General features: G+C 42.1%; 21 protein-coding genes. 15 read left to right on the top strand and 6 right to left on the bottom strand.

The window, feature by feature from the left end; translation table 11 throughout:
• Positions 1–78: 78 nt before the first annotated feature.
• The 7 genes from ACOOE0_RS18515 (at position 79) to ACOOE0_RS18545 (ending at position 5,987) form a co-directional block, all read left to right on the top strand.
• Positions 79–450, top strand: coding sequence for a PUR family DNA/RNA-binding protein (locus ACOOE0_RS18515; protein WP_420400388.1), 372 nt, complete (start codon positions 79–81; stop codon positions 448–450).
• 87 nt (positions 451–537) lie between these two features.
• Complete coding sequence (locus ACOOE0_RS18520) at positions 538–3,057, top strand: M14 family metallopeptidase (RefSeq protein ID WP_420400389.1); 2,520 nt, start codon at positions 538–540, stop codon at positions 3,055–3,057.
• A 90-nt stretch (positions 3,058–3,147) separates the two neighbouring features.
• The gene (locus ACOOE0_RS18525) at positions 3,148–3,306 is read left to right on the top strand and encodes a hypothetical protein (protein WP_420400390.1); all 159 of its coding nucleotides are present in this window, start codon (positions 3,148–3,150) and stop codon (positions 3,304–3,306) included.
• A gap of 381 nt (positions 3,307–3,687) precedes the next feature.
• Positions 3,688–3,951, top strand: coding sequence for a ribbon-helix-helix domain-containing protein (locus tag ACOOE0_RS18530; RefSeq protein WP_420400391.1), 264 nt, complete (start codon positions 3,688–3,690; stop codon positions 3,949–3,951).
• On the top strand, positions 3,938–4,225 hold the full coding sequence (locus tag ACOOE0_RS18535) for a type II toxin-antitoxin system RelE/ParE family toxin (protein WP_420400392.1): 288 nt from the start codon (positions 3,938–3,940) through the stop codon (positions 4,223–4,225). The genes ACOOE0_RS18530 and ACOOE0_RS18535 overlap by 14 nt, the downstream gene beginning before the upstream one ends.
• Before the next feature lie 63 nt (positions 4,226–4,288).
• Complete coding sequence (locus ACOOE0_RS18540) at positions 4,289–4,834, top strand: dihydrofolate reductase family protein (RefSeq protein ID WP_420400393.1); 546 nt, start codon at positions 4,289–4,291, stop codon at positions 4,832–4,834.
• Positions 4,835–4,976: 142 nt separating this feature from the next.
• A complete protein-coding gene (locus ACOOE0_RS18545; protein ID WP_420400394.1) occupies positions 4,977–5,987 on the top strand; it encodes a hypothetical protein in 1,011 nt (336 codons plus the stop codon).
• 57 nt (positions 5,988–6,044) lie between these two features.
• Here ACOOE0_RS18545 and ACOOE0_RS18550 read toward each other — a convergent pair whose 3' ends face one another.
• Both ACOOE0_RS18550 and ACOOE0_RS18555 read right to left on the bottom strand, forming a co-directional pair.
• Positions 6,045–7,085 carry a lysophospholipid acyltransferase family protein gene (locus ACOOE0_RS18550; protein WP_420400395.1) on the bottom strand — a complete coding sequence of 347 codons (1,041 nt, stop codon included), beginning with the start codon at positions 7,083–7,085 and terminating at the stop codon, positions 6,045–6,047.
• Positions 7,082–7,999, bottom strand: a complete 918-nt coding sequence (locus ACOOE0_RS18555; RefSeq protein WP_420400396.1) for a bile acid:sodium symporter family protein — start codon at positions 7,997–7,999, stop codon at positions 7,082–7,084. The genes ACOOE0_RS18550 and ACOOE0_RS18555 overlap by 4 nt, the downstream gene beginning before the upstream one ends.
• An 87-nt stretch (positions 8,000–8,086) precedes the next feature.
• Here ACOOE0_RS18555 and ACOOE0_RS18560 point away from each other — a divergent pair, with 87 nt between their 5' ends.
• Genes ACOOE0_RS18560 through ACOOE0_RS18570 form a run of 3 tightly spaced genes read left to right on the top strand, consistent with a single transcriptional unit; the run spans position 8,087 to position 9,527 of the window.
• Positions 8,087–8,641, top strand: coding sequence for a thioredoxin family protein (locus ACOOE0_RS18560; RefSeq protein WP_420400397.1), 555 nt, complete (start codon positions 8,087–8,089; stop codon positions 8,639–8,641).
• 36 nt (positions 8,642–8,677) lie between these two features.
• A complete protein-coding gene (locus tag ACOOE0_RS18565; protein ID WP_420400398.1) occupies positions 8,678–8,998 on the top strand; it encodes a cupin domain-containing protein in 321 nt (106 codons plus the stop codon).
• A 7-nt stretch (positions 8,999–9,005) separates the two neighbouring features.
• A complete protein-coding gene (locus ACOOE0_RS18570) occupies positions 9,006–9,527 on the top strand; it encodes a GNAT family N-acetyltransferase (RefSeq protein WP_420400399.1) in 522 nt (173 codons plus the stop codon).
• On the opposite strand, the gene ACOOE0_RS18575 is transcribed toward ACOOE0_RS18570, so the two are convergent.
• Positions 9,528–10,070 carry a YfiT family bacillithiol transferase gene (locus tag ACOOE0_RS18575; protein ID WP_420400400.1) on the bottom strand — a complete coding sequence of 181 codons (543 nt, stop codon included), beginning with the start codon at positions 10,068–10,070 and terminating at the stop codon, positions 9,528–9,530.
• Positions 10,071–10,235: 165 nt separating this feature from the next.
• On the opposite strand from ACOOE0_RS18575, the gene ACOOE0_RS18580 reads away from it, so the two are divergent.
• Together ACOOE0_RS18580 and ACOOE0_RS18585 are read left to right on the top strand one after the other, a co-directional pair.
• Positions 10,236–10,874, top strand: coding sequence for a peroxiredoxin (locus ACOOE0_RS18580; protein ID WP_420400401.1), 639 nt, complete (start codon positions 10,236–10,238; stop codon positions 10,872–10,874).
• A gap of 90 nt (positions 10,875–10,964) precedes the next feature.
• Positions 10,965–11,159 carry a cold-shock protein gene (locus ACOOE0_RS18585; protein WP_420400402.1) on the top strand — a complete coding sequence of 65 codons (195 nt, stop codon included), beginning with the start codon at positions 10,965–10,967 and terminating at the stop codon, positions 11,157–11,159.
• Positions 11,160–11,615: 456 nt separating this feature from the next.
• On the opposite strand, the gene ACOOE0_RS18590 is transcribed toward ACOOE0_RS18585, so the two are convergent.
• A complete protein-coding gene (locus ACOOE0_RS18590; protein WP_420400403.1) occupies positions 11,616–12,548 on the bottom strand; it encodes a peptidylprolyl isomerase in 933 nt (310 codons plus the stop codon).
• A 254-nt stretch (positions 12,549–12,802) separates the two neighbouring features.
• On the opposite strand from ACOOE0_RS18590, the gene ACOOE0_RS18595 reads away from it, so the two are divergent.
• The 3 genes from ACOOE0_RS18595 to ACOOE0_RS18605 all read left to right on the top strand — a co-directional run bounded on the left by ACOOE0_RS18595 (position 12,803) and on the right by ACOOE0_RS18605 (position 14,566).
• Complete coding sequence (locus tag ACOOE0_RS18595; protein WP_420400404.1) at positions 12,803–13,150, top strand: hypothetical protein; 348 nt, start codon at positions 12,803–12,805, stop codon at positions 13,148–13,150.
• A gap of 60 nt (positions 13,151–13,210) precedes the next feature.
• On the top strand, positions 13,211–13,639 hold the full coding sequence (locus ACOOE0_RS18600) for a GNAT family N-acetyltransferase (protein ID WP_420400405.1): 429 nt from the start codon (positions 13,211–13,213) through the stop codon (positions 13,637–13,639).
• A 147-nt stretch (positions 13,640–13,786) separates the two neighbouring features.
• Positions 13,787–14,566 (top strand): hypothetical protein, encoded by a 780-nt coding sequence (locus tag ACOOE0_RS18605; RefSeq protein WP_420400406.1) that lies wholly within the window; start codon positions 13,787–13,789, stop codon positions 14,564–14,566.
• A gap of 35 nt (positions 14,567–14,601) precedes the next feature.
• On the opposite strand, the gene ACOOE0_RS18610 is transcribed toward ACOOE0_RS18605, so the two are convergent.
• Positions 14,602–15,999, bottom strand: coding sequence for a M20/M25/M40 family metallo-hydrolase (locus ACOOE0_RS18610; RefSeq protein WP_420400407.1), 1,398 nt, complete (start codon positions 15,997–15,999; stop codon positions 14,602–14,604).
• A complete protein-coding gene (locus tag ACOOE0_RS18615) occupies positions 15,996–16,880 on the bottom strand; it encodes a PPK2 family polyphosphate kinase (protein WP_420400408.1) in 885 nt (294 codons plus the stop codon). Before ACOOE0_RS18615 ends, ACOOE0_RS18610 begins: the two co-directional genes overlap by 4 nt.
• Positions 16,881–17,043 lie beyond the last annotated feature (163 nt).

Genomic DNA, 17,043 nt, shown 5'->3' on the forward strand with positions numbered 1-17,043 from the left:
GAAAAAAGTTGCTGGATTAGCTTTTTTTTTACATTTTTGGTAGAATTATTCACTATTGCACTAAACACATTTGACCACATGAGGGATAAAGATATTATGGATCAGGAAGAGATATATTCCAAAGTCCTAAGAGCCGGCAGAAGAACTTATTTCTTTGACGTACGAAGCACCAAGGCCGGGGATTATTATCTAACCATTACAGAAAGCAAAAAGTTTACGCATGATGATGGTTCTTTCCATTACAAAAAGCACAAAATTTATCTGTATAAGGAAGATTTTACCGCATTCAGGGAAATTATGGAAGAAATGATGGATTACATCATTGACGAAAAAGGACTGGAAGTCATTTCTGAACGACATCAGAAAGATTTTAAAAAGGAAGAGGAAAACGGGGTCAGTGAAAATGGAGCAGCAGGAAATTTTACAGATGTCGACTTTGATGACATCTAACCTTTTTCTTTTAAAAAAAGCTTAAAACGGTCTGCGCAATGCAGGCCGTTTTTTATTTTTAGCATCGACTAATTCAAATATGTTCCTATGAAACAATTCAACTTCCTGCTTTTGGTATTGTTGGGCCTTAACCTTACCGCGCAAAATGTAACCCTGGACTACTACTTACCAGATAACCTCAACTACGACCCCAACATCCCAAAACCGGCCGATGTTATTGGCCACGAAGTTGGCGAATGGCATGTGACCCATGACAAATTGGTGTACTACATGAAGCAACTGGCAGCAGCCAGCAACAGAATTACTTTGGAAAATCGCGGGAAAACCTTTGAAGGACGACCCCTTATCTTGTTGACTATTACTACTCCCCAAAACCATCAAAATATTGAATCCATAAGGGAGCAACACCTTGAGTTGTCCAATGGAAACGGAAATATGAATACTTCAGACATGCCCGTTGTGGTCTACCAGGGCTATTCCATTCATGGCAATGAGCCAAGTGGCACCAATGCCGCATTGGCCTACGCCTACTATTTGGCCGCTGCCCAAGGTCCGGAAATTGAAAATATGCTGGACAAGATGGTCATTCTACTGGATCCCTGCATGAACCCAGATGGGTTGCAACGTTTTGCGTATTGGGCCAATATCAATAAGAGTATCAACCTTAACCCAGACAGCAACGATCGGGAATACAATGAAGTATGGCCAGGTGGACGGACCAATCACTATTGGTTTGATATGAACCGTGACTGGCTTCCTGTGCAGCTACCTGAAAGTAGGGCAAGAATTGTGACCTTCCATAAATGGTTGCCCAACATTCTTACGGATCATCATGAGATGGGGACAAATTCAACATATTTCTTCCAACCGGGCGAACCTTCACGGGTAAATCCCTTAACGCCCAAAATGAATCAAGATCTTACTAAGGAGATTGCAACATACCATGCCAAAGCTTTGGATAAAATTGGTTCGCTGTATTATTCCGAAGAGAATTTCGATGATTATTATTACGGGAAAGGCTCTACCTTCCCGGATGTTAACGGAGGCGTAGGAATCCTTTTTGAACAAGGAAGTTCCCGCGGCCACATCCAAGAAAGTGAAAATGGGATTTTGACCTTCCCCTTTACCATACGAAATCAGTTTACCACTTCCATGTCCACGATTGAGGCAGCCCATAACATGCGTACCCAACTGTTGGATTATCAGCAAAAGTTTTATGCCGATATGAAAACCGAGGTAGGACGAAACAGAACCAAGGCCATTGTGTTTGGGGATAGTAAAGATGCCTCCAAAACGTATCATTTGGCGGAAATCCTGAATCGACATCAAATCAAGTTCCACGAACTGGCCAATGATGTGACCATCTCTGGTAAACAATACAAAAAAGAGGCAAGTTATGTGGTTCCGATGAACCAAAAGAACCCCAGATTGATTCAGGCCATGTTTGAAAAGCGCACCACCTTTAAGGATAGTTTGTTCTATGATGTTTCGGCTTGGACCTTTCCTCTGGCTTTCAACGTGGATTACGCCAATTTAAGTTCCCTAACCAATGCAGGTCCTGAGGTAACCAATTTCCAGGCTCCAAAGGGTGGTGTAAATCAGAAAAGCAACTACGCCTACCTGTTTGAATGGCATGAATACTATACACCTAAGGCATTGAATCAGATAACTAGCAAGGGATTGCGCGCCAAGGTGGCCAAATCGCCATTTACTTTGGAAGGTAAAACCTATGATTATGGTACCATCATGGTTCCAGTTCAAAACCAGAAGTTGGATGCGGACCAGCTGTACAATTTCTTGAACAAAGTTGCCCAAGAAAGTCAAATACAGCTAACTGCTGTTTCTACTGGGCTTACCAGTGGAATTGATTTGGGGAGCAATGATTTTGACCCCATCAAAAAACAGAAAGTTGCCATCTTAGTGGGTGACGGGGTTCGTTCCTATGATGCAGGAGAGGTTTGGCACCTATTTGATACCCGCTACGACATGAAAATCACCAAATTGGACACCCGTGATTTTGACGATGTGGATTTGGACCGATATACAGACCTTATCCTACCCAGTGGTTGGAGCAGTAATCTCCTTAACAAGGAAGGAGCCGATAAAATCAAGGCTTGGGTAAAAGACGGAGGTACGGTCATTGGATACCGCACGGCTGTGGACTGGTTTAAAAAGAATGAGTTTATCAAGGTAGATGCAAAAAAGGACACTTTGGTGGCCAAGAACATCCCTTTTGATCAAAAGAACGACTTTACCGGGGCCCAAGTTACTGGCGGAGCTATTTTTGAAGCTAAAATTGACCGCTCCCACCCCATCAATTATGGATATAAGAACGACCGTTTGGCCCTGTTCCGAAATACCAATATCTACCTAAAGCCAGAAAAAAACAGTTACGACAATCCCATTCAGTACACCAATGATCCGTTGTTGAGCGGCTATATATCGGAAGAAAATGCCGAGTTGATCAAGAACAGTGTACCCTTTAAGGTAAAAAGGTTGGGCAAGGGTCGAGTAATCTTGTTTACGGACAACACCAATTTTAGGGCATTTTGGTACGGAACCAACAAGCTGTTGATGAATGCCATTTTCTTTGGACAAATGATGTAAGTTCAAATATGAATTTTAGATGTTGAATGTTGGGTTTGCACCAATTTAGCAATCAACATTAATTAATGAGCCAGAGAAAAGGTACTTATTTTGAACTCCTTAAAAAAAGCCTATCTAGACGCCCGCCAAAAAATTGACTGGTATGCCAATATCGAATCCGAACTGGATTATCTGGCGGAAAAAGTGCAACTGCTACAGTTGACAAAAGAGATCTGTGGGGAGAAAATCAGGGAGATTGGGGAGGGATGAATCCTTTCCAACTTGCCTAAAATTAAGAATCGATAAGGTTTTAAAATGGACACTTTAGCCATTATCTTTTTATTTTTCATAATACCAGGAACTTTATTGTATTTCAGTTTATTATGGCTGTATGACTGGAAGCATTTTAGAAGATTTTTAGTTTTAAACATCTTGCTAACCGTGGGTTATACCCTTTATCTGATTTATGGTGACCCTCCTTTTATTGGCCATGACGAGTATGGGCTTCAAAGAATGGCTTATCTTATTGTTGTGCCCGTAGCTCACATTTATATCAACTTTTTTATCGCTTTATGGATTAAGTGGAAATATCAACGGGTTCGGAAATGATGCCTTTTTGGTGTATATTTACACCATCTTAAACAAGAAATCATGCCCAGACAGAGTATTTCGCTTACCCGGCCCAATGACGACTGGCTAAAATCCCAGGTGGACAGTGAGGAGTATGCAAGTAAGAGCGAGGTGGTGAATGACCTTATTCGCCGGGCCCGGGAGAATCAAAAAGAGATAGCATATATCCGTGCCAAGCTGGAACGGGCAGAACAAGACATGGCCGTAAACGGCCCTTCAACCTTAACCCCAGAACAAATGTTAAAGGAGTTTAAGGAAAGGGCTAAAAAGGATGGCAAACTATAGATTATCTCCCCAAGTCAAGGAGGATCTTTACCGAATATGGCTCTATGGTTTGATACAATTTGGAGAAGCCCAGGCCAATGCATATTACCTTTCCTTTTTTGAACAATTTGAAGTAATAGGGTGCGAACCTTATCAATTTCCAGTGGCTGACCATATTAAAAATGATTATCGCAGGTGTGTCCATAAATCAGACACCATTTATTTTCGGGTTTTGCCAGATGTGGTAGAAATTATCGCAATCATCGGCAGGCAAGACATAAAATCCATCAAATAACATTCAAAAATTACCGAGAATAGTTACCTTCAACTGTAATTTCTCCCTTTACTTAAAAACTCAATGAAATACAAAAACAGCGTATTTATTGGTGCCAGTCTGGACGGCTATATTGCCGATAAAAATGGCGGCTTGGAATGGTTGGATATGATTCCAAATCCCAATGGCGAAAGTTTGGGCTATTTCGAATTCACCGCAAACATTGATGCCCTGGTCATGGGGCGAACCACCTTTGAAACGGTTCTTGGATTTGATGTGGATTGGCCCTACACCAAACCTGTTTTTGTATTGAGCAATACCTTGGATAACATCCCGAAGAGTCACGAGGGGAAGGCATTTTTAGTAAAGGGCCCTTTGACCGAAGTGCTGGAGCACATTCATCAAAAAGGGTATCATCGTCTGTATATTGATGGCGGGACAACCATCCAAAATTTCCTGAAGGAAGACCTCGTCGATGAGATGATCATAACCACAATCCCCATTTTACTCGGTGGAGGTTATCCCCTGTTTGCGGAACTTCCCAAAACCTTGGAATTTGAGCTAGTGGAGTCCAAAGTTTATCTGAATCAATTGACCAGTCGCCATTATGTGCGCAAACGGATTGATTGAAATCCAACTTAATGAGGAAGTAGTTCAAAGTACAAGGTTTAGACCAACACCGTAATTTTGGCAACATTCCCTGTTGTTGTTTTACTATCTTTAACCTATCTCCCATTATTTTAAGCGTTTAAACCTCTTAGCAATTTGTGAAATGCGGATCAAAACAACAACATCGGTTCTTGTCCTAATGGTGCTGACCATCGGACTAACATCATTTGTATCAAATCAGAAAGACCCTTCCTTGACCTCTGGTCAAATTCAGGAATCCCTTTCTTTTCATACAGATGGTTTGTTCAATGCAGAACTCTTTGATTATATATTTAGAGGGGAGTTTGAAAATGCGAAAATCACCCGCACGGACACCCATTTTTTAATGATTTTTGAGCAATACCTCCGAACTTTTGGTAATCAATGCCCAAGTTCCTTGCCATCCAATAAAGTGGAAATCATGAATTGGGTCTGTGCTACGGAACAGGTAACCACCAACGGGTACGGGATTGAAACGGATAGGACTTGTATTGAATGGACCACGGTTGGCTCTGGAATATATGCCAGACCAGATCTTTACAAAGCCAAACTAAACTTGGAGAGTCTGATGAGCAAAGATGTGTTTAGAAATGCAATTGCCATGGCAGCCGACCCCAACGCCATCGGCAATTCTGTCGATATGATCCATAAGGCCAACGGCTTGCGCAACGACATGGCGCAACTATTCAGTTTAAACCAGTGCAATAACCCTGGGGTACGGCGATTTGAGGAAAACCTAAAAAGGTTTGCTTCGAGCCAAGAACCCAAAAGAATGAAAGGTACTAGCAAGTACACCACCATGAAAGTTTCAGGCGGCCCAACAGGACCACAGAATTTATCTAGACTGGTAGATGATCTTGTGTCCAATCATTCGCAGACTTGGGCTTTCAATAGGTATGTGCCGGGAAGTATTTCAGGCTTGGAAGTGTATTCCAAAGACAACCAAGGAAGACCAAAGAACTTAAAGGCCAACTATCGTTATAAGGGATTTGCAGGAAGCAGTGCAGGTTGGGTACAGGTAAGCTTTGAAAATGGATTGCCCAAGTGCATCTATTTCTTTGACTTTCCGCAAAACTGCAAAAACCCAAACAGCAGTATTGTGGCATCTTACGCCCAAGGCAAGTACAAAAATTGAATGGTTGCCAGAGCACTGTACATTACCGATTAGACGATTTCAGGGATTCCCATCAGATCAAACCTCTGTTTTTAACCGAGAGGATACAATTCCAATTTTAACGAGTACAAGGTTAACTGCCGTATGCGATAGAACAGCCGTAAATGCCACATCGGCATTATAAATATTCCAAAACACTGTTAATACACCAGTATAAAACAAGGGATAAGTAAATAGCGCAAACCCCAATCGAAAGGTTGCCATAAATTCGGGTTCCGGTACCTTGGGCTTCAACCCGATCCGCCATAAAAAGACCAAAGGCAGGTTCCACAAAAGAAATAGCAATCTCAAAATTTTGGGCGCCAAGTTCCTTTTCTTAAGCATCCTCTGAGGAAAAACCCCTTTGGTTATTGTTGCATTGGTTTCCTGAGGATTGAGATAGTGCTCACCTTCAACCCCCATCTTATGCATGATTTCATCATATTCTGCTTCTGGGAAATGGGTGGTCAACCGTGTAAGGTTTTCAAAAACCTTTTGCTTTAAATCCAATGAATCCTTGTACTGCTGTACAGAAATAGGCTCCCCAAAGCAGAGTGTTGCCGAATCCCCAACTTGGGTGGGATATGCATAGTTTTGACCAACGGGCACCAATTGTAACTCCAAATTGGGGTCTTTCTCCAATGCATTTTCAATGATTCGCGTAAAACCTTTGCTCAATGGCCTTACCCTGCGTTGAAGGCTGTGATTGGCCTCGGGGAATAATACCATTGATGCATTGGACTGAAGCAATTCCCCGCATTGGTCAAAAATTGCCATGTTCTTATGCAGATTCGATTTTCCATCCCTAATCCGATAAATGGGAATCATCTTTAAAAACTGAAAAAGGGATTTTATAAACTTTCCCCGAAAGACATCGGCACGAGTGATAAACCAAGGACTTTTTTTAACGCTGGTTGCAATCAACAACACATCCATCAGGGCATTTTGATGGTTGGAAAGAAACAAAACGGGTTTATCCTTCGGAATATTTGCCAGACCTTCCACCCTGATCTTCTTGTAGTAGCAAAACAATGCCAGTTTAACCCAAAGCTTTAAAAAAGAATAGCTCAGTTGCTTCAAACCAACTCCTCTTTTTCCACAGGTCTTCCTCCCCATATTAGGCCCATGGCCAGACCAGAAACCAAATGCCAAATGCCCCAAAAAGCGGTAAGCAAAGCCATTCCTCCCAAGCCATCAAAAAAGGTGAAAATCAGCAATAATCCTAATCCCGAATTCTGGATGCCCGTTTCAATGGTGAGACATCTGACATTTTCTGGCGAGAACCGCATCAGCTTGGCTAATGAAAATCCTGTGAGCAAGGCCACCAGATTATGGATGACCACAAGCCAAAAAACGTAGAACACGTATTCCACGAAAATATCCCTGTTTTTGAACAGTGCCACAAAGACGAGAAACACAAAGAAGAGCAGTGATCCAATCTTAAATCCTTTGGCCAATTTTTGGGCAATCTTCGGTCGATAGTAGTGTAACAACATTCCCAAAATCAGGGGTACACCCAACAAAAGAGCTACCAGTTTAACCATTTCCAAAGGCGATATGGAAACTTGCTGTAGTATGGATGCTGTTGGATCATACAGTCCTCCCCAAAAACTAAGATTAAATGGGGTCATAAATATGGCCAGCAGGGTTGCAATGGCCGTTAAGGTAACGGATAAGGCCGCATTCCCTTTTGATAAATGGGTAAAGAAATTGGAAACATTTCCCCCAGGGCAAGCCGCCACCATAAACATCCCCAATGCGATGCTGGGCAAGGGCTCCGTAATCCAAACCAAAACAAAGGTTATAATCGGAAGCAATACAAATTGGCTCGCCACCCCTGTCAAAACCAACTTTGGGGTTCTTAGAAGTCGCTTGAAGTCATTTATGGAAATTTCCAGAGCTATACCAAACATGACCAAGGCAAGGGCCACATTAAGTGTCCAAAGGGCTTCTTCGTCAAAGTTGATGTGAACGCTATCTATAAGTTGCTCCAAGAACGTTAGTGTTTGCCATACAATATACAGGATTCTTTCAATTGTGGATAAAGTCCACTAAATTCATGGTTTAAAACGAAGCAAACCATGGCAAGAACTCCAAGTAATATGTTAGCCTTGGGAACCAAGGCCCCCGATTTTAGTTTGGTGGATACGGTTACAGATACCCAAAAATCTTTGAACGAAGTAAAAGGTGAAAAGGGTACGGTAATCATGTTCATCTGCAACCACTGCCCTTTTGTGGTGCACGTGAATCCTGAAATTTCCAAATTGGGCAAGGAATACCAATCCAATGGAATTGGGTTTGTTGCTATTTCCAGTAATGATGTGATCAATTATCCCGACGATGCACCTCACTTGATGAAACAAAAAGCAGCTGAAGAAGGCTATACCTTTCCCTATTTATATGATGAAACCCAAGAAGTGGCCAAAGCCTATGATGCGGCCTGTACCCCAGATTTTTATCTCTTTGATGGAAATTTAGACCTTGTTTACCGAGGACAATTGGATGATTCAAGACCTGGTAACGGGCTTCCACTTACTGGGACCGATTTGCGTAATGCTATGGATGCCCTGCTGGCAGGTAAAGCCATCGATAGCGAGCAAAAGCCCAGTATTGGTTGTAACATAAAATGGAAATAAAACAAAAAGATTCCCACCTTCGTGGGAATGACAATAATGAAAATCAATCCAACAGAAGCACTCCAAAAATTGGCCAAGCATGATGGGCCTTTCAAGACACTTTTTAATCACGGAACCTTGGAGGTTGAAATCTACAAGCCCGAAAAAGTGGATCTGCAACAACCCCATGCAAGGGATGAAGTATACGTAGTGATTTCCGGGACAGGGGAATTTCTGAATGGCGAAGTATGTACAACTTTTGGCCCAGGGGATTTTCTTTTTGTTCCTGCTGGGGTAGTGCATAGATTTGAAAATTTTACAGACGATTTCTCAACCTGGGTGCTGTTTTATGGCCCTGAAGGTGGTGAGCAACCATAAACCAAATATGACAGTCCATTTAGAACCCCTCACCCAAGAAACACTTGCTGAATATATCAGCATTGGCAAACAGTCGTATCACGAGCACTATTTACACTTATGGGAAAACAGAGACCCCACTCCTTATATCAGTAGAAGTTTCACCGAGGAAGTAGTGCTGGCCGATTTCAAAAATCCCAACCTAAAGCACTTCTTGGTCAAATCGGAAGATAAAACTGCCGGGATTGTAAAATTGGTGGTGGATAGTCCATTGGATGAACATGCTTCCGCTGTATCCCTGTTAGCCCAAAAAATCTATTTGCTGCAAGCTTTTGCAGGACAAGGATTGGGCAAGAAAGTGCTACTGCTCATTGAACAATATGCCAAAAAGCATGGCAAAAAAATCCTATGGTTGGACACCATGCAAAAAGGCGGGCCCATCAAATTTTACCTGAAGCAAGGATTCCAGATTAAAAAAGAGAGCGAGCTTAAGATTCCAGGGGCCATTCCTTCAGAAAAACCCATGTGGGTACTTACCAAACAGCTCTGATCACCAACCTTCCCTCTTGATCAGGTTTTCAATATGGGCAAAATGATGGCTTCCATGCCAAGCATAACGACCAATATTCTCATCCAGTGTGGTTTCTTCGTTCCCTTCGGGATGAGTAAATTTTCGCTGTAACTGTTCCTCGGAAAGACCCTTGAGCAAATACACCAACTTGGCATGCACTGCCTTTAAATGATCCAAGGACATCTGAATCGGAGCTGTATTGGCATCAAAAAGCTTGGACCATTCCTTTTCAAAATAAGGTTTAATTACTGGGTTATCCTCCGTTAGTGCCCATTTAAATCGGATATAGCTATGGTGATGACTGTCAGAAATATGGTGAACGAGTTGTCTCACCGTCCAGCCTTCCGATCTATACGGTGTTTCCAATTGTTCTTCTGAAAGGGGAGTCACCATGGCCTCCAACCTAGCGGGTAAATGTTCCAAAATGGAAATCCATTCCTCCCTTTGCTCTTGGGTAATTGTTTCCGGAATATGATAAGTTCCGATGGGGTAGCGCAGTTGTTCAAGTGTTTCTTTTTCCATAGCCTAAAAATAGCAACTTTGACAGGGAGTCCATCAAAAAAAATGAACCAAAATTGAGTTGAAACCCAAAACTTTAATACACTTTTAACTTGGATAAGAAGCTAGGGAAAAACTATGCCTTAACTTTATGGTTCACCAATTTTCAATCAATAAAAAACAGAATACATGGCAACTTTACGTTTGGGCGATACCGCCCCAGATTTTACAGCTGAAACTTCTCAGGGAACGCTGAACTTTTACGAATACCTAGGAGATGGTTGGGGAATTCTATTTTCGCACCCAGCAGATTTTACACCTGTGTGCACCACGGAATTAGGTACTGCAGCCAAATTCAAACAGGAATTTGAAAAACGCAATGTAAAAATGATGGCATTGAGCGTTGATGGGGCTGCATCCCATGCCGAATGGATCAAGGACATCAATGAGACCCAAAACACAGTGGTGAACTTTCCCATTGTGGCGGATGAGGACCGAAAGGTGTCCGATTTGTATGATATGATCCATCCCAATGCGGATGATACCTTAACGGTACGTTCCGTGTTTATTATTGGCCCGGACAAGAAGATAAAATTAACCTTGACGTATCCCGCTTCCACTGGACGTAATTTTTATGAACTTCTTCGTGTGGTTGATTCGTTGCAGTTAACCGCCTACCACAAGGTAGCCACCCCTGCCAATTGGGAAAGTGGGGAGAAGGTGGTAGTAAGTCCAGCTATTCCAACGGGTGAAGCTCGAGAAATTTTCACCAAAGGTGTGGAAGAGGTAAAACCTTATTTAAGATTGACGCCTGACCCAACGGTTTAGTCGGGAATTAAGAGAAAAAACAAAAAAAGATCCAAATCTGAAGAAATTAAGCGTACCTTCGGCGCTCATTTAATTTTTTAACATTTAGTAATGAGTAAAGGAACAGTAAAATTCTTCAACGATTCTAAAGGCTATGGCTTTATCACTGAAGATGGTTCAAACACAGATCACTTTGTACACGTTTCAGGTTTAATCGATGAAATTAGAGAAGGTGACGTTGTAGAATTTGAACTACAACAAGGTAAAAAAGGATTGAACGCCGTAAATGTACAAGTTATAGATTAAGGTAACAGCACACTTTTTTATAAACAAACCCGAGCAAAATAGCTCGGGTTTTTTTGTTTACAATTTTCTTTTACGAATACGCAACCTCTCCTACTTTTTTTATCTAAACACTAAACACCCGTTGTTCCCCATAACCATTAAACAAAAAACTCAATGAATACCTTCTTTGCCATTCTCTCTATTTTATTGGCTATCAATTTGCTTTTATTACTGGTTAGCGTAAATAGTTCAAAAAAGTAATACAATATAGTAGGGTATTTCTTCGTTCAATTGTTACTCAACTGAAACAAAACACGAACTGAATAGCTAAATCCATTAACTATGGGCACTTTCTTTACTGTATTGCTTTTGTTATTAGCGCTCAACTTCTGCTTATTGCTGGTGAGCGTGAATCGATCAAAATAAAAAAAGCTTCCTCTTGGAAGCTTTTCTTTTATCTATTATATCGAAGTTGGGTTACTTCACATTCATCAATTCTACATCAAAAATCAATGTTGCATCCGGAGGAATTACCCCTCCTGCGCCAGCGCTTCCATAGGCCAAGTTGGAAGGGATCACAAAACGTGCCTTATCTCCCACTTTTAACAACCCAATACCTTCGTCCCAACCGGGAATTACCTGTCCTACGCCCAATGTAAAATCTATGGGCTGATTTCTGCTGTAGGAAGAGTCAAAAACCTGTCCGTTGGTCAGACTGCCTTCATAATGCACGGAAACCGTTTTTCCCTTTTCAGCTTTGGAACCACTTCCTTCCTGAATCATCTTGAAACGCAATCCACTGTCCGTTTTATCAAATCCGGCGGCCAGTTTTTCCATTTCAGCTTCCGCTCTTGCCTTGGCTTCTGCAATTCGCTTTTCACGAGCTCCCTCAAAAGTTCGGAAAGCTTCAACAGCGTTCCAGGATTCAGCTTCGGCTCCTACCCGTACAATCTCCAAACTGTCTATGGAATCACCTTGGGCTATCGCATCAACTACTTCCTGTCCGTGTTCCACATGTCCAAAAACCGTGTGCTTGTTGTCCAACCATGGTGTAGCAACATGGGTTATAAAAAATTGACTTCCATTGGTACCTGGGCCGGCATTGGCCATAGAAAGTACCCCAGGACCTTCGTGCGTAAGTTCTGGGTGGAACTCGTCATCAAATTTGTATCCTGGGTCTCCTGCACCCGTTCCTTGTGGACATCCCCCTTGAATCATAAAGTCGGCAATTACCCTATGAAACTTCAATCCATCATAGTAAGGATTTCCTTGTGGTTTGGCGCTATTTTCCATATTTCCTTCGGCCAGGGCCACAAAGTTCCCTACAGTTCCGGGAGTTTTATCATGGGTTAGTTTTACCAAAATCTCTCCTTTGGTGGTATTGAATTTTGCGTAGATTCCGTCTTGCATTGCTTTGGATATTAGATTATTCGATTGTTCTATTCGTCGAAATTAAGGCTGCAAAGGTAGTGGTTTTTGGTGGGTGCTACCTAATTACTGAACTAAACAAATCTTGCAGGAAATTTAAAGCTTTAACATTCCACAGTTCAAGCAATACCATCATCAAAGATTGCACATAAAAAAGTGAAATTTAACAAGGAAGCAATTACAATAATGTCTTAGCTTTGGCAGCCAAATTGATAAACTTAACCTTAAAGCTCCTAATGAGAAAGATTCCTTTCGTGCTAGCCCTATTCTTAATTCTACAAAGTTGTCAAACCTACAAAGCCGTAAGTATTTCGGAAATTACCAAAGGTAGAAAGTACCAGATTACACTGACCAAGGGACAACTGCTTGAAACCAAATGTCAGGGGGTTGCAGATGAATCCATTGCACTCCGAATCAATGGCAACCTCATGAACTTGCCTAAATCCGATATCGGCCAGGTAAAAAAGCAAAAGACATCGCCTTTGGTCATTATTGGAGGTATTGCCGTAGCTGCCGTTGGGGTGATTACCCTGTTTAATGCTTCGGACAAGGAATCCATCTTGGAAAGAACCTCAGGAAACTAAATTCTCAAATTTTAGTAAGGTTGTTTCACTTTTAGGAATAGGATTGATTTACTTTGCCATATGCAAATCGATATCCTAAAAGAAGAAAACCTCACACCAGAAATCCAAACACGGGTGAATCAATTGTTTAAACAATTGGCTCCTCATCTAAGGCCACTGAACTTAAAGCAGGTATTGCGGGATGAGAATCAGGTTACCATTATGCTTTGTAAGGAAAATGAACAAATCCTTGGTATGGCCTCACTTTGCGAATACCAAGCCGTTTCTGGAAAAAAAGGATGGATTGAGGACGTTGTGGTAGATGAAAATGCCAGGGGAAAGGGTATTGGACGAAAACTGATGGAAAAGCTCTTGGAAATTTCCAAGGACAGAGCAATTGCCGAAGTACTTTTGTTTACAGGACATCATCGTTTACCAGCCATGGCATTATATGAAAGCCTGGGTTTTAAACTACGGAAATCAGGACTGTATTTCATCTCTAATCGATGAATGCGCCCGAATTTGAAAGCTTAAATCGTTAGTATCTGATTCCATTCGGTTGGAAAAAGTGGAAGTCGTTCCTTGGCAAATGCCGCCGCCTCCCTTATCCAAAATAACCTATATTTAGGTCAATATCACCTCATACCAACCATACCCATGAAAAAAACAGTATTACTTTTGGGCTTTTTACTTTCGTTCCTGCCTGCAAAAAGTCAGCTTATTGCCAACTTAAAAGAGTTAAGACAGGATAAAACCGTAAGTTTTGACCAAGTCATCTCTACCTATAATCTAAATCAAGACAATCCGACGGTTTTCATTACCTGGAGTGGAAAATGGTGTATGCCCTGCGTACAACTTATAGACCTGTACAACCAATGTGATTCCAGCATGATCAACCTGGTTACCATCAATGTAGATACTGATGAGAATCGACCAGGGGTACTGGAAAAGGGTTACGACCAAAAATGGAATAATGCTATCAACTTAAGAGGGAATTTGGGTCCGAATGACAATGGTTTCGGCAATGTATTCAATGTCTCCCTTGCCCCGTTGGTCATTTATGTGAAAAATGGAAACATTGAAGAAATTCTAACGGGTTACTACCAATATCCCTATAGATTGATCAGCAGTGGTAAAATCAACAATGTAAACCTCATCTGGAACAGCTATACAGATCTCAATTCCCTGGCGTGGACCTACTACAAGGACAAAACAGACCCAAGTCAGCTGGAAAAAGCCCTTCGTTGGGTCAACCGATCTATGGAACTGGACAAAAACTACTACAATACGGACACCTATGCCAGTTTGCTGTTTAAAACAGGGGAGTACACCAAAGCCTTAAAGGCCGCTAAAGAGGCTATAGAAATTGCCAAGGCCAATGATATTAAACATGTGGCCACTACGGAATTGATCAATCAGATTATTGAGAAGTTATAGTGTGATCACCTCTAAATAGGGCAAAATGCTTTTGCCTACCCTTTAATCTTTGTATTGGGAATTGTACCGTATTTGTCTATCAAATACACCAAACTGGCCATAGTGGCTGCCCCTAACTGCAGTTCCCGTTTGTTGACGTGCTCAAAGGTGTCGTTTTCAGCGTGGTGGTGGTCAAAATAGCGTTGGGAATCGGGTCTTAGCCCAGCCAAGACCAAATCTTGATCCATAAGCGGGCGAATATCGGCACCACTATAGCCTTTTACAAACATATGGATGAGATAGGGCTCAAAAAGTCCCTTCCACTGTTGAATGTGCTTTAAATTCTCATCGGAGCAATTAAAGGAAAAGCCCCTGGGCGTAAAACCTCCCGAATCACTTTCCAAGGCAAAAACATGTTTTTCGTTTTTATTTCGGGCCACCTCAGCGTATTTGTTCCCGCCCCTTAGTCCATTTTCCTCGTTCATAAATAATACCACGCGAAGTGTCCGTTTAGGCTTATACCCTGTTTGTTTGAGCAACCGAAGCACCTCCATGCTCTGCACGCATCCTGCTCCATCGTCATGGGAACCATCTCCCAAATCCCAGGAATCCAAATGTCCGCCCACAATCATGATCTCGTTGGAGTGGGTGGTTCCCTTAATCTCTCCAATGACATTATATGATTGTACATCATCAAACTGTTTGCAATTCTGCTTGAAATAAAACTTGATATCAGGATTCAATTTCAAAGTGGCACTGAGCAGCTCAGCACCATTGGTGCTTATAGCCGCGGCAGGAATACGATTTGCCACGGGAACATCCCCATAGCTCATAGATCCCGTATGGGGGTAATCGTCCAATCTAAGGGTCATAGAGCGTACAATGACGCCTGCAGCACCAAATTTACCAGCCTCCGCCGCCCCGGCATAGCGTTGGTCCACACATCCAGAGTACGACTCAAAGGTGCTGATAAGGGTAGGTTCCATGGGTCTGTTGTAAAAAACAATCTTCCCCTCTATTTTTTTACGGCCCAGTTTTTCCAAATCCTCAATGCCCTTAACCTCCACAATGTTCGCCTTGATGCCACCATCCGGGGTAGCAACAGAACCTCCCAGGGCACAGATAGGTACATTGGTGGTAAGTCCGGGTTTAGTTTCTATAAAAGCAAATTCAGGGGTTCCCCTTACCCATTTGGGTACCATTACTGGTTGCAGCCATACCCTATCCAATCCCAAGGAATCCAATTGGGCCTTGGTGTAATCTACAGCTAGTTGGGCTTGCACAGAACCCGAAAGTCGCCCACCAATTTGGTTGGACAAATGATTGAGCCAATCATAGCCCTGACCCTCCGTGAGGGCCAAATCATAAATGGCCTTGAGCTGTTTCTCGTCTTCGGATTGGGCAAAAACAGTGGTGCTTGCACAAAATAAAATCAGGAGTAGGATTGTTCTCATTCGTTTTCTTTTTCCAATTCTTGTTTGAAGGATTCTAAATTAGCTTTTATTTCGGCATCCAACTCAGGTTCCTGGATATCTTTATATTTTTTTAACGCTTCCAATAAAATCGAAGCCACTATAACCCTAGCTGCTCTTTTATTATCTGCAGGAATGATATACCAGGGAGCATGCTCCTTTGAGGTTTTGTTGAGAGCCTCTTCATAGCATTCCTGGTAGGCGTCCCACAATCTGCGCTCCTTAAGGTCGCCAGGAGAAAACTTCCAATTTTTCTCCCGAAGTCGGATCCTGCGCAATAAGCGTTGTCTTTGTTCTTCTTTTGAAAGGTGCAGGAAAAATTTAAAAATCAAAGTGCCGTTTTCGGAAATATGCCGCTCAAAATCGTTGATTTGACGGTATCTATTCTCCCAAAAAGCGTCATCGATATCCTCAACGGTGTTAATTCCAGGGATATTTTCACCTAAAATATATCCTGGATGTACCTTGGTCACCAGTACATTTTCATAGTGGGTACGATTGAAAACACTGAATTTACCCCGTGCTGGAAGTGCTATATAATGGCGCCATAGATAATCATGTTTCAGTTCCAATTCCGTTGGAACCTTAAAACTATGCACCTCAACACCCCGAACATTGAAATCTTTGAACACTTCCCTGATCAAGCTATCCTTGCCAGCGGTATCCATGCCCTGTAAACAGACCAAAACCCCATATTTTCCGTGGGCATACAGTTTATCCTGAAATTTCCCAAGTTCTTTCCGAATTTGCTCCAATTCCTTTTTGAGGGCCTTGTCCGGGCTATCAAAGGTCTCCAACGTAGCTTTTTGGGCCAGTTTAACGGGACCTTGCACCCTGTACTGGTCTAAATCCTTGTTTTCCATGGGAATGAATATAGTTTTTTTTGGTCAGTCCTTCAACCATCGCTTAAAATGCGCAACTCACCGATCCGAACTACATCTTATAGTTGAAGTTCGTGTTTTATCGATTTTTTTTACCGATGGCGGATTCTTCATCTAAATTCGTAGGAAACATAAGACGCACCGT

Source organism: Flagellimonas sp. (assembly GCF_965215805.1).
GTDB lineage: Bacteria > Bacteroidota > Bacteroidia > Flavobacteriales > Flavobacteriaceae > Flagellimonas.